Genomic DNA, 16609 nt, shown 5'->3' on the forward strand with positions numbered 1-16609 from the left:
ACTTCTTCTATACTGTAACGTTATGCATAATTCAACTGAGCCTAATTAATGCTTTTGTACCACTCAGTAACTGCCTTCAAATTCTGTAAAGATACTCGTTCTGAATCATCGTTCAAATCGTTTCACCCTTTCATCTTATCTGCATTTCCTGTAAAAATTGATCCATATGCTCTTCCAGTAACTTTATCACATGGCTCTTGTTTTCTGTTCCATCATATATGCTGTAAAGTAAAAAAATAGGTCCATAAAAATCAAGTGCTGTCTGTCTGGCTTTTCCTGCATCTCCCAGCATTCCTGAAAACAAAGCTTCCATATAAGTTAATGGTCCGCTCGCAAGATAATTCTGATATAACTGTGCCATCTGTGGTTCCCTGTACTGTTCCAATGTCAACATCTTACGAAAACAGCTTGAAAATTCTTCCTCTGTCCAATGAAGGAACTGAACCTTTGTGAACTGCTTGATCTTATCAAATGCCGTTTCTTTATACTCGGCTGTAACCTTTTCCAGATCACCCTCCGGCATTTCATACTGCTTTACTCTCGCAATATCCAATTCATCCATCTTTTCAATAATACTGTCCAATATCTCCTGCTTGCTTTTATAATGCTTATACAATGCAGCCTTGGTTACTCCAAGTTTTGAAGCAATATCATTCATGGATGTTCCCATATATCCACTCTGTGCAAATAACTTTAAGGCTTCTTCCAATATTTTTTCCTTTGTGTTCTTTTCTTTGCTTTCCATGTCTATCTCCTAATTTAAATCTGCCATCAAGTTATCTTTTGGTAACTTTAATTATCTATCGTCTGTCCTCACCCTTTGGCAGCAATGTAACAAAATAATAAATAATTCCGAATACAGCTATACTTCCCATCATAATACCGATCATCTGATTTACACCTACCACATTTCCATGAAATACCGGATTGCAATCAAGAGTGTCTCTTATCGCTTCAACCATTTCATCCGGATAATGCTTTCTCTCCATCTCTCTGAAAACTCCGTGAAGCATATGATTCTTAATCAATGAAGTGGCATATGTACTCGGAAGATAAGACAGTGCCTTCTGAAGACCTGAACCAAAATTTGAAATCGGCATATAAGCACCACATATAAAACCATATCCTGCACTGACAATTGTACCTACAGCCGAAAGCTGTCCCTGTGTTGTCAATGGAAAGCTAATGATACTTGATAGCGTACTTCCAAACAGGACGAGCAATATCATATCAAATAAAACCCATAATACATCTGCTGCATTCATATACCATCCCATTTTAAATAGATATCCCAGACATAATACAAATGCAAGTCCATTGACCATCAAAGAATTAACGACCGTTGACAGAAAATATCCTAAATAGATTTTCCCCCTGCTGATCGGTGAAACATCAAAATCCTTCCTTGTTCCATTTGCCTTGTCCTGCACCATAGTCAGATTCACACAAAATGTTACAGTGATACAGCTTACTGCCATAAGTGATGCTGTCAGCTGTGCTGCCACGGTTCCATTAATGAGCTCATCCGAAATCGTGATCATATCAGGAATCGCAGCTGTAAAAGAATCTCTGAAAACCTTTGCAAGAAACGTAGCATACAGAACAATCAGAATAACTGGTGTGATCATTGCTGTAAACAACATACCTTTATCTTTAAAAAACAATTTTCTGTTCCTGTTCATTAATGCCAATACTGTTCTCATCAGCGTTCACCTCCTAGCTTTTTCCCTGTGACTGCAAGAAATACATCATCCATTCCGCCTTTTACTACTTCATAATCCATGAATAGATCCTGATGCTCTACAATAAGCTCCGTAGCTTCTTTCGTATTTTTTACTTTTATCTGATATCCGTCACGTATTTTTTTATATTCCCTGTTCAATGTCTTTATTTCATCTTCGGAAACACCATAAATAGACACGATATCCTGTACATAATCATTTTTAAGTTCAAACGGTGTACCTTCCGCTGCGATACTTCCTTTGTCAAGAATCACAACATAACCGGCATTAGCAGCCTCTTCCATATAATGTGTAGTCAGAAATACTGTCATATTTTCAGTTTTCTGAAGCTTCTCGATAACATTCCAGATTAATTGCCTTGTCTGTGGATCAAGCCCTGTGGTAGGCTCATCAAGAATCAAAATCTCCGGTCTGTGCAATAATGCGCGGGCAATATCAATCCTTCTTCTCTGACCTCCCGACAGCTTTCCTACTGGTCTGTTTAAAAACTCGTCAAAATCCAAAATCTCGACTAGCTCCTGTAATCTCTTATCAAAGGCATTTCCTGTAATGCCATACAAAGCAGCTCTGCTCATTAGGTTCTCTTTCACCGTAAGCGGTTTATCAAGTACGCTATCCTGAAATACAACACCAATCATCCTTTTTGTCTGTGCGCCGGCTTTGTCAGTTTCTATTCCGTTTACCTGAACCGTTCCACTGTCTTTTTTCAGCAGTCCACAAAGAATAGAAATGGTTGTACTTTTCCCTGCACCGTTTACTCCTAGAAATGCAAACAATTCTCCTTTTTTCACACGAAAGCTTAAATCATTTACCGCTTTTACTTCGCCAAAGCTTTTATTCAAGTGGCTGATTTTAATTATATCTGATTCCATATTTTCTCCTTTTGTTTCATCTTTCCTTAAATGACGCAGTATACGTTGGATTTACCTTTTTTAATAGAATCCATATGTTAAAAAGTAATATGAATGCAAAAATTGTCCACGCCTCTTATTAGTTACCATTCGGTTACTTACATTATAGTAACCAATTGGTAACTTGTCAATCTTTTTCTAATCTTCTATCACTTCTATCGGATGAGCATCCGAAACATAAATCATCGCATCATAAAGTTCTGCTGGAGATGCCCATACACGATAGCCTCTTGGAATAATTCTGTATATGGAAACTGCTTATCAAACTCTTCTGCTTCCCGCTCATCTACAAGATAGCCTTCCGGTGTGGCATACTCTCCGGTAATCCCATCAAGATAACCAGGTAAAAGTTCTTTACACAAAAAGAATGATGCATCTTCCCCCTCTGGCAATCCATGATATCGGATACCATACTCGCTTGCCTGTCTGAATCCACTCTTGCCATAAAAATCAATGTTTCCTTCAAAGCAGACTGCACCACAGCCAAGCTCTGCAGCTTTCTCCAATGAATAATCAAGCAGGATTTTACCATATCCTTTCCGCTTATATTCATTCTTGATACAGATCGGTCCCATCGTCATAATTGGAAGGCTTCTTCCATCATCTGCTGTGATTGCAGTTCTCACAAAGATATTCTGCCCGACAAGTTCTCCGTCCAGATACATCACAAAATCAAGTTCCGGTACAAATGCCGGATCATTTCTCAGCTGGTTAATGACATAATGCTCCAGGCATCCGGAGCGGTATACGTTCCAAAAGCTGTCTCTTACCAGATTTTCCACCTCGCGATATTCACTTTTTTCTTCTAAACGGATTACTATATTATTTTTCATGATCTGATTCTCCTTCACTTCAACTCTTGTACCAAACTTTTTATAGCTGATACAAATTCATCTTTTACATTTTGCTTATCTTCTGCTCCATCATACATGCTGTAATAAAAATACATAACTGCATAAAATCCGGCAGCTTTGTCCTTAGCATTTGCAATTCCAATACTTTCAAATAAATCTTTCACATAAGAAGCAGGTCCAGCCACGAGATATTGCTGATATAAATTCTGCATTTCTTCACTGCGAAACTGCTCTATGGTCAGCATTTTTCGAAACGATGATGCAAAATCATCCTCTGTCCAGTATTCAAACATAGACTTGCTGTATTCCACCAAATCATCCAGAGATACATTCTCATACTGTTCAGGCATTTTTTCTTTTTCCTCTTCCGGCATATCATATTCTACTGCCTGTTCACCATCCTGCTGCTCCATACGCTGCACAATACAATCAAAAATATCTCTCTTACTTTTATAGTGTCTGTATAATGCCCCTTTTGTCATGTCAAGCTCTCCTGCTATCTGGCTGACGGAGACAGCCTCATAACCATCTCTGGCGAACAGATGCAAGGCTACAATTAATATCTCTTCTTTCCTATTACCCACGCTGGTAAACCTCCAATTCAAAAAATAAACGATCGTTTACATCTTCATAATAGTAAACGGTCGTTTATTTGTCAAGACTTTTCTTTTGCTCATATTATCTTTTCTTTTGCTTATATTATCTCTTTTTATAAGTCAACAGCTCTGGATTTTCACTTTTTGTCCATTAGGCAGAGTATATTCCACATCAATATACTTTATTTTGTATAAACTGTATTTCCTTTTGCAATTACTTCAATCCTTTTGTCTTTGCAACCAGTGCACACATATCACGACCGATTCCATCTGTTCCAAGGCAGCCAACAACTGTTGTTACTCCAAACTTCGTAATTCCTTCCATAGTTGCTTCCGGAGTACGATTGGCGAATCCACCTTCGCCACCGCCTCCGAGTACATGAACATGACTATCAATGAATCCTGGAGTTAAAAGTAACCCCTCTCCATTGATTATTTCTGCCTCAGAAAGAAATCCGTCTGCGGATATAGAACCTGCATCTTTAATCTTAACAATCTTATCATTGATTGTAAGTACATCTTTTTTCCCCAGATGCTGTGGGGCATAAACATCAATATTCTGAATTAATTTCATCATAAATCACTCCCAATTATCAAGTGCAATAAAATATCCTATGTTTCGTAAAATCCCTTTGGTAGAAGAAATGTCAGAAGTGCTGCGATAACAACTAATGCCAACACTCAACAGCTACTTTTATAACACCATCTCTCTTATTCTCGAAGAGATCATAAGCCTCTTCAATCTTACTTAAAGGATAGGTATGCGTAATAAGTGGTTCTGTATTAATCTTTCCGTCAGCAATCAGTTTCAATGTCTCATCGCAGTCGCATCCATCTACTCCGCCGATTTTGAAAATAAGATTTTTACCATATATATCCGGAAGCGGTAAGCTCTGTGCTTTATCATAAAGTGCAACGATTGTTACAATTGCATTGGGTCTTGCGCACTCCCATGCAAGACGAAACGTTGATTCTGCTCCGGCAACTTCGAGAACAACATCTGCTCCACCATGATCACTTGTTTTCTTAACAAACTTCTCACATTCTTCCGGAGAAACAGTAAGTACATCCGGATAATGCTTATTAATAAATTGGATACGTTCTTCATCTTTCTCACACATGATAATGTGCTTTGGATTCTTCAGCATAACGCAAAGCAATGTACAGATTCCTGTAGGACCTGCACCAATAATCAGTACTGTGTCATCTTCTGTAATTTCAGAAATACGAGTTGCCCAGTAGCCGGTAGCCAGAACATCTCCAACGAATAATGCCTGTCTCTCTGTAACTTCGTCTGGAATCTTGTTTAATCCTTGATCTGCGAACGGTACACGCACATACTCAGCCTGACCGCCATCGATGCGACAACCAAGAGCCCAACCGCCATTTTTGTCAGTACAGTTATTGACGTAACCTTTTTTACAGAAATAACATTCACCACAAAATGTCTCCACATTTACTGTTACTCTGTCTCCCGGTTTAACATGCGTAACAGCGCCTCCAACTTCTTCAACAATTCCAACCATCTCGTGACCAACAGTAATTCCCAAAACTGCACGTGGAACACTTCCATGCTTGATATGCAAATCACTGGAACAGATACTCGCAAGCGTTACCTTTACAATAGCATCCCTTTCATGCATGATTACCGGTTTCGATTTTTCTCTTAATTCAAATTTTCCTTTTGATACATATGTATAAGCCTGCATTGTTTTCTCCCCACCATTTTCGAATAATATAAAGCGGTTTGCTCTTTCGGATTATCTCCATCCCGATAAGGCACTGTGGCCGCCATAACACACTATTTCAGCCCGCTTCCTTCTTAAAGCTCATTATATTTCTTTGCGCTGCCTTTTGCTTTCTCCACTGGATATTTTGCCTCATTCATTGTCATCTTCATATTGATAATTTCATCCGCGTCCAATCCAAGGGCATCCAACAGATTCTGGGAATACACCATCACATCTGCCAATTCCTCTTTTACATGCTGCAAATCATACTCCTTATCATTCCACTGAAAACACTCTAATAATTCTGCCGCTTCAATGACTATGGATTTTGCCAAATTGCCCGGAGAATGAAACTGCTCCCACTCCCTGTCTTTTGTAAACTTTCTAATTCTGTCTATTGTTTCCTGTTTCATAATAATTCCTCACTTTTCACCAGATAGGTTCATTATATTATTGTAACTTTTCAGAGCTAACCTCCAAAATGCTACGCATTTCGTCGGTGTGGCGTATCCGCCAAATAAAATTTCAAAAACAGTCTTAAAAATACAAGCATTTTATACCTGTTTTTTGAAATTTTGCTTGACTCTGAACAGTTACATATTATTATAACTTTTTACGCCGCCAATGCATTGGCGTTGACCTGTTCTATCACCTTTCTAATACCCATCCATACGGATAAATCAGTAAAAACATCCACAATACTGCCCTGTTCCGTAAAAGGCAGCTCCTGAAGAACTGAAAAATCCTTCATCATGCCGTTTTGAACGATATATTCAACAATCTGATTGACAAAATAAATCTGCCTACTGTCCAGGTTTGTTTCATCCAGGTATTCTGAAAATGCCGCTTTCGCTGCGGCCATATCAAGTCCAACAATCTCCCTGACAAACTCGCCCAACGGTTTTTCACCATATTCTGCTTCGTAGTCCTGCTTGGTTCCAACTTCGCTCCAGAGAATTTCTTCAAGTTCCTTAATATCCGCCGATGTGAGCGGTATATTCTCTCTTAATTTTGCAATCGCCGTATTGTCCTGATGCTGACGGACATAATATTCTGCCTTTGCTTTGTAGTTCTTCAAATCATCATTTTCCAACTCTGATTCTTTCCACTCCATAGACAAAATTTCATCATCAAAATTTGTATTATATGTCTGTCGGCCGGTTGGAATATATTTTATAAGGTTCCTGAGATTTTTTCGAATATGCTCAAACTCATCAATATCTGCTCTTTCCACATAATCCGTATGAAGAATCTTGTCAAGCAAGTCCGCCTGCATCATAATTTCCGGAATATTGGACACATTTGCAATTGCTGAAGCCTTCTTAAACAATTCATTGGAACCGCGGCTATATTTCTTTCCTGCCAGATAGGCCAATTCGATACCATACATTAGGGCATCAAAACGCAAAGCCTTCGCATCATCCTTTTCCGGTTCAATTAACGGAGCCAGTTCCTGACGTACCAGGAGTGTGTCTTCATAAGTCAAAGCCTGATAATTGTCTTCTACCGCATATTGATCTACATATTTCAGATGTTGACGAACCGCAAAGTTTTCCCGATTCAATTCTTTTACCTTACCTGCCATCTGCTCAACAAGGTTTTTTCGATACGCAATCAGCCTCTCCGTCTGATACTCCATTGCCTGTAATTTGTAAGAAATTTCAAATTGCAGACTAAACAATGCCCCCTGCAGCGCCATCATATTGGCTGTCGGTTTGCCTTTATTCATACGGAAAAATTCAAAATTCCCGCAAAAATCAAAAATATAAAACTTCTGCTTGTCCTCGCCGTCCATCAATCCCGGACACAAGCGCGTACCGCGGCCTATCATCTGCCAGAATTTTGCCTTGCTCATCACTTTTTTAAAGAAAACAAGATTCAACACTTCCGGAACGTCTATACCTGTATCCAGCATATCAACCGAAATAGCAATCTGCGGCAGTTTTTTCGCATCAGAAAATTCGTCAATTGCACTCTGGGCATAGTTAATGTGATTGTCAATCACCTTTGCATAGCCATTCAAATGCGGATACTCTTTGCCAAATACTTCAAGAATTTTCTCCGCGTGCTTATGGTTCTTGGCGAAAATAATTGTCTTGCCTATTTTGTTGCCATAATCAATTTTAAGGCCTTCACGCATTAAAACGTTTAACACTTCACGAATCGTATCCTTGTTAAAAATCCATTCATTCAATGCAGACGAAGCAATACGTTCCGGCAGTTCTCCATTTTCATCCTCAAAAGTATTTTCATAAGCTTCCTTATCTTCAGCAGAAAGCTCGTCATACACAATACCCTGTTCGATAAATTTCAACCGTGTCTCCACCGACATAAAATCTACCAGATAACCGTCCTTTACTGCCTGAGATAATTCATATCCATAAGTCGGAACACCATTTTCCAGTTCAAAAACTTCATATGTGTTTTTGTCAATTTCATCTTTTGGTGTCGCTGTCAATCCAACCAATGGAGCATCAAAATAATTGAAAATATCCCGATATTTATTGTAAATGGAACGATGTGCCTCATCGCAGATAACCAGGTCAAAATGTCCGCAAGTAAATAATTTTCCCTCTCCATCATGAACTGAGTCGATGCAATTCATCATAGTCTGATAAGTGGAAAAGACACAATGTGCCCCAAAATTATCTTTTTCTTCACATAGATTCGTCACAGATAAATCTGGAAATAAATTAACAAAACTTCTTTTTGCCTGAGTCACCAGAGAATTACGATCAGCCAGGAAAAGAACATTCTTCACCCATCCCTGCTCCAGCAAAACCTTCACCAATGCAATAACCGTACGGGTCTTACCTGAACCGGTAGCCATAACAAGCAATGCTTTTCGTCTGTTTTTCACTCCAAAGCTGTCACAAACAGCCTTGACTGCAGCTTCCTGATAGTAACGGCCTGCAATCTCTTTATCTACTGTAATATACTGCAGACTGGACCGCATTTTCTGCAAATTAAACAGCTTTTCCAAATCACGTTTGGAATAAAACATTGCCACTTTGCGCTCCGGATACTGATTGTCCACAATACGTGTTTCGAAACCATTGGTTAAAAATACAACCGGTCGCTGTCCCTGATTTTTCTCAATTAAGTCTGCATATAATTTCGCCTGCTGCCTGCCCTTAGAAACATCCGCGCATGTACGCTTTGCTTCAATAATAGCCAAAATCCTACCATCATCCCCCAGCAGCACATAATCTGCATATCCTTCTTCTGATTTATTCGGCATTCCTGGAATTTTATATTCATTCAGCCAGTTCCGGCCTTCAATCCAACCTGCATCTTCCAACATCGTATCAATATAAATTTTGCGGGTTTTGTATTCAGAAATATCCAAAGGTTTTGGAACATATGTCTGCTGCTGCTCTTCACGTCTTGAAGTCAATTTTTCACGCAGTTCGGCATTTTCCTTCATGAGTTTGTCCAGCTTCAGTTCTGTTTCTTTAGGAAGAACCGTCACCGCAGGCTTTTCTTCCAATAACGCTGCATTGAAAGCGCCTTCCTCGTACTCGTCCGCATAACAGTAAGCAACAAAATCCATAAATATGTACAGATTTTCCAGACAAAGCACTGCCTGTTCCCTTGAAATCTTCTTTCCTGCATGAGCCGCATTGTTGCCCATCTTCCAAATAAAATGCATCCGTTGAAGCAAATCTGCATCCACAATATCCCTAAACTCATCTGTACTCATGAGACTCACCAGTTTATCATCCCAGGGAACAACAAGCGAACCATCAACAGAATACATCCATTTAACAGCAAACTCCATGGCCCGTCTGCAATTTAAAACCGACGCCGCATAATCAATCGGCAAAATTTTCTCAGCAGAAACAGCCACATCCGCAAAACTATTGAACTTCTTTTCTTTTTTCAAAAAGTCAAAATTAGTCATTCCATCACCCCTCACATGATTACCGCAAATCCAAAGCTCTTCGTAGCACCGACACAAAATTTATATGATACTCAATGCCATCCACTGTATTGATGCCATTTCTGAGATTATCACTAAATTCATGTTCCGCATACTCCCCATATTCAGAATACCATCGTATTTTATAACGAGGTATGCACTCTGCCCTCTCAAGCCGAAAACAAACCGCATCCTCCGGTGTCAAATCCCTAAAAGTGTCTATAACCCCATCCGTCCTTCCACAACTGTTAACGCCATACACCTTCAATTTCGGTATCACACAATCCACCGGCCTGAACACAATTGTTAATATGCCCATCGTCGGCTCCTCGGTCCATATTTTCGAATAAATTTCATTCCGGCATTCCATTTCAACATCGTAATCTGTCGGCTAATCCTAAATAGAGACATTACTTTTCCATTCTTTGCGACGACGGTTATGTACAAAACGGACAATGGCAAGGATAACGCTGATAACACCAATGGCTGTAAAAACATTGCTGATAGGTGCCCAATATGGAGAATTGAAAAGCTGTAATATAAAATCAGGCATTTTATCCTTCCTTTCTGGGAGATTTTCATGTGTGTTATGCTTCCACATAATAACTGTGCATTTTCCAATGTAAACGTGCAAACACCATCTTCATTTAAAACAATACGGCCTTAAAAACCACCTTCATTATAAGCTCTTGCGATTACATACGATGGCTCATAGTATGCGCTGGCATTATAATTATCAATGGTTTCGCATATGTCATCATTATATACACGAATCATACCACCAATATAATCTTCATTTTCACCTAAAGTATTTAATATCAATCGCGTATAGACTTTTCCCATCTGTGTTTCCCATGGAATTTCGTCGACCAGTTCTTTATCAACATCTGTGATATCAAACGTTCCTGTTTTCAATTCATTCTCGTCAATCCATTCCTGTTCAACTTTCAGTGGATTTTCACAATGTAGTACATTTGCCAGGCTGATTAATCGCCGCCATTCCATTGGCTCTACATTATTCACCACATATTTATTTCGCTGATGCAGTTTACGCGCCACTCTTTCTATCATATAACAGATGAAGTATAAATCATTGTCCGTAATTTCTTCATCCTCAAAGAAAACATTTTTCATAGACTATAACCCCTTTATAGCGCAATAACATAAGCACCTTTTCTATGCCAAAAAACAATCTTAAGGCGAACAATTTTGATTTGTCTACTTGCTTTACAAATTCATCAAATCTTTCTTGTTCTTTTATTGACGGAACAATAAAATCAAGTGTACCCAAAATTTTCATTGTCAAATACTTTGTTAATCCGCCTAACGACTGGATAAATATTTCTGTAAATGCAGCTTTGATTTCGCATCAAAATACACCTTACGTTCCTTATCACCTTTTCCAAACACTACACATTCACGCTCTTCAAAATCCACATCTGAAATATTTAAATTAACCAACTCACCAACACGAATTCCTGTAGAATAAAGTAAATCAATCATTGCCAAATCTCGTGTACAAGCACAATGGTCTCTCAATTGCTCAATTGCTTCATCCGAAATAATTTCCTTCACTTGCTGTTTCGTCTTTATCTTATGAATTCGCCGCATAGGACTTTTTAGAATATAATCTTCTTCCTCCAACCAAGAAAAAAAACTTGAAATATTCCGTCTGATATTATCAACAGTTACCTTACTGCACCTATTGTTTTGCTGATAATTCGAAAGATATCCTCTTATCTCCTCTGTAGTGATTTTTCGAATTGGCGATGAAATACTTTGAAAAAAACGCTCTACCGTCACACGGTAATATTGTAATGTTCGTTCAGAACATCCCTCAATCTGTTTTGAAGCAAGAAACATTTGCAAATAGTCCGCATTGGTAATTTCTACTTTTGCTGCAACATTTTCTGTTAAATTCTTCAAAAGCACTTCCTGCAATTTTTTCATTTGAGCAATATTCAAATATTCATCCATTTCATTTAAAATATTCACCAGTTTTTCTTCCATGTCGATATACTCCTTTCAAATGTATACCAACATCCTTCCCCAACTCCTAGCCTTATTTAATTCATGTCAAATGGTGTGGTGTCCCTGATGTAGAACTAAGTATTTTATCTTGCTCTTGCTTCTTAATTCTATCTGCAATTTGTTGAATTTTGTTGGTAATCCACATATTAGCCGTACTATTTTCTGAATAATCAGCCTCGGCATACATATCTACACGGCCATCTGCTCTCATCTGTTCTACTTGCTGCATTGCTTTCAAGTCACCCTTGGGGTAAATTGCAAAAGTTGCTCCACCATTCTGTTTAACAACAGAAAATGCCGGAATATCACTTGGCCCATCTGCAATATATATCATATTTTCAAACCGTACACGCCTTAACTCTTTTGGAATCTTAGCATTCACTTCTACATCCTTTCCCTTGTTTATCTCAAAAATAGCTCTAGTTTTAGTAGTGTTATCAATCGTGTACACGACCTCACTAATAACTTTTTTCCCGTTCTCATCCTCATCTTCTATTAACTCACATCCCCATATATCCTCGACATATTCGTACAATTTTGAACCGCGAATCACCTCTGCAAACCCAGTACTTACGATATAATGCTCTACTTTGATTCCGTATTCTGAATAACTTGGATCATTACTAAACATCTCCTTTGTTTTTGCAAATATTTCAGGAATACCAGGATAAAATTTTTGTTCTTTTCCAAAGTCATGTAACATTTGATTATTCAACCCTGAAAACTCTCCATTCTGAGCACAATGGATAAAGTAATTGAGATAATATGTATCGGCATTTACTCTGATTCCCTGTTTTTTATATTTTAAAGGGATTTCATTCACCTTATTCCAGAACTCATGTGCATTTACATTAAATTTCTTAAAAATAGGGTCTTGCATATACCCATCAATTAGAGTTTTATCACAATCCCATATAACAGCTATCACATTCGCCATTTTATTACACTTCCCTTCCGATTATTTTTTATCCAAAATACTCTTGCATCAAACTATCAAATAGCAGCTGTGCTTTATCCAAAGCTGCCTGTACGGCAACTTTTGATTTGTCGACTTGATTGACAAAATCAGCAAACCGATTTTGAATATCCATTGGTGGAATTGGCACGACCAAATTAAGAATATCCCTATTTGAAATATTCGCCTGTCTTACTCCTCTATTAATTCCTGTAAGCTTTTTCTTTACTCTTTGAAACTTAAGTAACTGAGATAAATAATATTTATTTATTCCTTCTTTTATTTCAAGTTTCGCATTTCTCTGATTCAAATAGTACTTCTCATAATCATTATTCAATATGCACACATTGCCATAGTCATCCTTCCCAACAGTTCCTGTTAATGACATAACCAAATCCCCCGGATACATAATATATTTTTCAAGCTTCTTATCTTCTTTCCAATACACCATATTGACTGATTTAAAATATCCAGCATTAATATTGCCAATACGAAGTACAGGAACTCCTTCATTTTCATCAAACTGATCACTTTTAAAAGCATATCCACCTAATACGTCAAGTTTCTCCGATAATGCGCATTCTTCCCACCCTTTTGTATTATTATCTGGATTTCCAAACATCTCCACAAATCGGGCTTTTATAAGGTCATCTAAGTCCAACAATTCTCTCCTTCTTAATTTCATTATCTGTTGCACTTTATCTAAAAGTCCAACAATCTCACTTTGCTTAGATATTGACGGAATATCTATCCTAATTTTCTTCAAGTCTTTCACTGCAAAACTTGCTTGGTTAACAGATTTTTTTGTAATATTCCTTATCTGACTTTTAAACTGCTGCCCATAAAAACAATATCTTGCATAAGCAGGATTAACAATATCTCTTCTAGCCCTGAGTCTTAATAAATTCATTCCATGAATAATAATTTCATTTGGCTCTTTAATGTATAAAACCGTTCTTCCCAAATACTGAACGCTATTAATATGCGACATCAGTAAATCACCATCTTCTAAAACATAAGATTCATATTTAGAAATATCCTTTATCCCTGCATATCCCATTCTATCTCTATTAAATTTGTCATTTGCAATTGTTTCTATCCTTGTAATAGGGAAACCATCCTCCCTGTTTCCCTGTTTAATATTAACACCATTCTGTATTAGAAAGAAGCACTCATCTACTGTTCTTACCATCTACACCATCCCCACAAACACGAATTTCTCTCTTTTCCACCCACGCAACTACTGCTCATTCAACATTTTCTCCAGTTCATCCATTGCTGCACCAATTTCTTTCTCCAGCTGTCTCAAATCGGCTATAATTTCCGATGTTGGCGGATATTCCACCGGTACATATTCAACCTGTTTATATTTATTAATGCTCAAATCATAATCATTATCTGCAATTTCCTGCTTCGTTACAAAGAAAGACTGCTCCGTGCGCTGACGTTCTTCTTCGCCTTCAAGATGATGAAATCTGGCTACAATATCCGGAATATCATTTTCTGCCACAGGTGTTCTTTTATCATCCAGGCTCTTGCCATCTGCTTTCATATCATAGAACCAGACTTTTTCTGTGCCACCGTGTCCGGTCTTTGTAAATATCAGAATCGCTGTTGAAACACCTGCGTAAGGCTTAAATACACCAGACGGCATCGAGATGACTGCTTCCAAACGGTTATTTTCGACGATTTCTTCACGAATGGCTTTATGGGCTTTGGATGAGCCAAAAAGAACACCATCCGGAACGATACAGGCACAACGGCCGCCCACCTTCAACATACGCAGGAAAAGCGCCAGAAACAGTAATTCTGTTTTCTTTGTCTTGCATACTTTCAGCAAATCAGCCGATACAATGTCATAGTCCAGACTGCCTTTGAAAGGTGGATTTGCAAGAATCAGACTGTATTTCTCCTTATCTGGATTCTGGTCAGACAAACTGTCTCTATACTCAATAAAAGGATTTTCCACACCATGGGTCATCATATTCATAGCACCAATACGGAGCATTGTGCGATCCATGTCATAGCCATGAAACATATGATTCATATAATGTTCTTTATTCTGGCGATTAAAAAATACTTCCTGTTTGCAATTATCTTTTAAATATTCACTGGCTGCTACCAGGAAACCGGATGTTCCACAGGCCGGGTCACAGATAATATCGTCCGCCTTTGGTTCCATCATATCTACCATCATTTTGATAATATGGCGAGGTGTACGGAACTGTCCATTAACACCTGCCGTCGCTAACTTTGAAAGCAGATATTCATAAACATCACCACGAGTATCTGCTTCCTTCAGCTGTGACATCTGTTCATAGATAGCATCCATAGCCGTCACAATCTTATCCAGCATCAACGGTGTAGGAATTTTAAAAATAGCATCGCTCATGTATTTTGAATAGGCACTTTCTTTATTCCCATGCAAATTCTTGATAAATGGAAATACCCACTCCTGCATCGTACTATACATCTTTGCTGCTGGAAAATCATGAAAGACACTCCACTTCAGCTGGCTGCCATCAATCGTACGCTCACCAATCTGAACTTCTTTGGCAAAAACACTCTGATAAGGCAGCCCCAACATTGCTGCCTCTTTTGCATGCAAATTATCTGCATCATCCAAATCGCGAATAAACATTAAATACGTCATCTGCTCAATGACATCCAGAGGATTTGTCAAGCCACCTGTCCAGAATATTTCCCACAAACTGTCAATCTTACTTTTTAATTCTCCTGTAACCATATTATTCATTCTCCCTGTTCCAAACGTAGGCCGTATATCTGCCTCCGCCAATTTTAATTATTTCATTATTCTTCAGTAAATCCTTTAATGTCCGCTGCACGGTTACCTGACTGATATCCGGACATTTTGCCATAATTTCTGTCTTTGTCAATTTTCCCAAAGAACTCTTAATGATTTCCCGAATTCTATCCGGTTTAGAAAGGTTACGATTTGTCAGCAATTCCACTCTGGATGAAAATTCTCTGTACGCTCCCACAATCATCCCCAGCATATATCGCACAAACGGCGCATAATCATTCATTTCATCGTGCCAATCATAGGAACTCTCCTGCAAAACTTCATAATAAGTCTCTTTACTGTCCGCAATCATTTTCTCAATACTGATATATTTTCCAACAAGATAGCCTGCGCGATACAATGTCAACAAGGTCATTAAACGACTCATCCTGCCATTGCCATCATTAAAAGGATGTATACACAAAAAATCCAGAATAAAAATCGGAATCAATAGCAGCGGATCCATTTCCCGTGTATTCACTGCATCATTAAATGCATTACACAAAGCTGTTACCGCCTCTGATGTTTCCCAAGCTGGAATTGGTTTAAAACGAATTCTGCTTGTACCATCCGGCAATGTTTCTGCAATGACGTTATCTGAATTTTTGAAATTTCCGCCAATACCGCTGCCACTAAATTTATAAAGATCTCTATGCAGCTGCAGAATCATTCCCGGGCGCACCGGAATGTAATCATAACTTTCATGAATAGTATTTAAAACATCTCTATAACCTGCAATTTCACGTTCACTCCGATTTTTCAGCGTTGTTTTGTCCTTGACGATTTTCTTCAACCTGTCTTCCGTAGTGGTAATTCCTTCAATTCGATTAGATGCCTCCGTACTCTGAATTTTGGCAATCTCAAGTAATTCAGATAGTGCATCCTGATTTGCTTCTATAAACAGTTTTTGCTGTCCTTTATACTCATGAATCTGTGCAATCAAATCCACTATGTCAGGTGTAAGAAGGTTTTCATATTCTCTTCTAAACTCAAAATTCCTCATCCAAATTCCTCATTCTGATTTTAATATTACTATTTTAACCTATTTTGATGTAATTAAATTAT

16 protein-coding genes and 1 pseudogene are annotated in these 16609 nt (G+C 38.2%); all 17 read right to left on the reverse strand.

Annotated elements, in window-relative coordinates:
• Positions 1 to 130: 130 nt before the first annotated feature.
• Positions 131 to 745 (reverse strand): TetR/AcrR family transcriptional regulator, encoded by a 615-nt coding sequence (locus HED67_RS00120; RefSeq protein WP_221717135.1) that lies wholly within the window; start codon positions 743 to 745, stop codon positions 131 to 133.
• Positions 746 to 800: 55 nt separating this feature from the next.
• Positions 801 to 1703 carry an ABC transporter permease gene (locus tag HED67_RS00125; protein ID WP_221717136.1) on the reverse strand — a complete coding sequence of 301 codons (903 nt, stop codon included), beginning with the start codon at positions 1701 to 1703 and terminating at the stop codon, positions 801 to 803.
• A complete protein-coding gene (locus HED67_RS00130; protein WP_221717137.1) occupies positions 1703 to 2614 on the reverse strand; it encodes an ABC transporter ATP-binding protein in 912 nt (303 codons plus the stop codon). Before HED67_RS00130 ends, HED67_RS00125 begins: the two co-directional genes overlap by 1 nt.
• 221 nt (positions 2615 to 2835) lie before the next feature.
• Positions 2836 to 3486: a GNAT family N-acetyltransferase gene (locus tag HED67_RS00135; RefSeq protein ID WP_221717138.1), complete on the reverse strand. Its 651-nt coding sequence runs from the start codon at positions 3484 to 3486 to the stop codon at positions 2836 to 2838.
• A 14-nt stretch (positions 3487 to 3500) separates the two neighbouring features.
• Positions 3501 to 4091: a TetR/AcrR family transcriptional regulator gene (locus tag HED67_RS00140; RefSeq protein ID WP_215689997.1), complete on the reverse strand. Its 591-nt coding sequence runs from the start codon at positions 4089 to 4091 to the stop codon at positions 3501 to 3503.
• 226 nt (positions 4092 to 4317) lie between these two features.
• On the reverse strand, positions 4318 to 4680 hold the full coding sequence (locus tag HED67_RS00145; protein ID WP_246612041.1) for an amidohydrolase family protein: 363 nt from the start codon (positions 4678 to 4680) through the stop codon (positions 4318 to 4320).
• A 91-nt stretch (positions 4681 to 4771) separates the two neighbouring features.
• Positions 4772 to 5812 carry an alcohol dehydrogenase gene (locus HED67_RS00150; protein WP_221717139.1) on the reverse strand — a complete coding sequence of 347 codons (1041 nt, stop codon included), beginning with the start codon at positions 5810 to 5812 and terminating at the stop codon, positions 4772 to 4774.
• A 113-nt stretch (positions 5813 to 5925) separates the two neighbouring features.
• Positions 5926 to 6246 carry a nucleotide pyrophosphohydrolase gene (locus HED67_RS00155; protein WP_221717140.1) on the reverse strand — a complete coding sequence of 107 codons (321 nt, stop codon included), beginning with the start codon at positions 6244 to 6246 and terminating at the stop codon, positions 5926 to 5928.
• 200 nt (positions 6247 to 6446) lie between these two features.
• Entirely contained in the window at positions 6447 to 9737 is a 3291-nt protein-coding gene (locus tag HED67_RS00160; protein WP_221717141.1) for a DEAD/DEAH box helicase family protein, read from the reverse strand.
• Between the two features lie 19 nt (positions 9738 to 9756).
• Positions 9757 to 10074 carry a hypothetical protein gene (locus HED67_RS00165; RefSeq protein WP_221717142.1) on the reverse strand — a complete coding sequence of 106 codons (318 nt, stop codon included), beginning with the start codon at positions 10072 to 10074 and terminating at the stop codon, positions 9757 to 9759.
• A gap of 78 nt (positions 10075 to 10152) precedes the next feature.
• Positions 10153 to 10308 carry a hypothetical protein gene (locus HED67_RS00170; protein ID WP_221717143.1) on the reverse strand — a complete coding sequence of 52 codons (156 nt, stop codon included), beginning with the start codon at positions 10306 to 10308 and terminating at the stop codon, positions 10153 to 10155.
• Between the two features lie 110 nt (positions 10309 to 10418).
• Positions 10419 to 10889: a hypothetical protein gene (locus tag HED67_RS00175; protein ID WP_221717144.1), complete on the reverse strand. Its 471-nt coding sequence runs from the start codon at positions 10887 to 10889 to the stop codon at positions 10419 to 10421.
• A 192-nt stretch (positions 10890 to 11081) separates the two neighbouring features.
• Positions 11082 to 11765 (reverse strand): annotated as a pseudogene (locus HED67_RS00180) (tyrosine-type recombinase/integrase); the annotation flags it as partial.
• A 61-nt stretch (positions 11766 to 11826) separates the two neighbouring features.
• Positions 11827 to 12723 carry an HAD family hydrolase gene (locus tag HED67_RS00185; RefSeq protein WP_221717146.1) on the reverse strand — a complete coding sequence of 299 codons (897 nt, stop codon included), beginning with the start codon at positions 12721 to 12723 and terminating at the stop codon, positions 11827 to 11829.
• Positions 12724 to 12751: 28 nt separating this feature from the next.
• On the reverse strand, positions 12752 to 13933 hold the full coding sequence (locus HED67_RS00190; protein ID WP_221717147.1) for a restriction endonuclease subunit S: 1182 nt from the start codon (positions 13931 to 13933) through the stop codon (positions 12752 to 12754).
• Between the two features lie 48 nt (positions 13934 to 13981).
• On the reverse strand, positions 13982 to 15487 hold the full coding sequence (locus HED67_RS00195) for a class I SAM-dependent DNA methyltransferase (protein ID WP_221717148.1): 1506 nt from the start codon (positions 15485 to 15487) through the stop codon (positions 13982 to 13984).
• A 1-nt stretch (position 15488) separates the two neighbouring features.
• On the reverse strand, positions 15489 to 16547 hold the full coding sequence (locus HED67_RS00200) for a Fic family protein (RefSeq protein WP_221717149.1): 1059 nt from the start codon (positions 16545 to 16547) through the stop codon (positions 15489 to 15491).
• Positions 16548 to 16609: the final 62 nt, after the last annotated feature.

Origin of the sequence: Pseudocoprococcus catus, from assembly GCF_019734885.1 — a bacterium.
Taxonomy (GTDB): domain Bacteria; phylum Bacillota; class Clostridia; order Lachnospirales; family Lachnospiraceae; genus Coprococcus_A; species Coprococcus_A catus.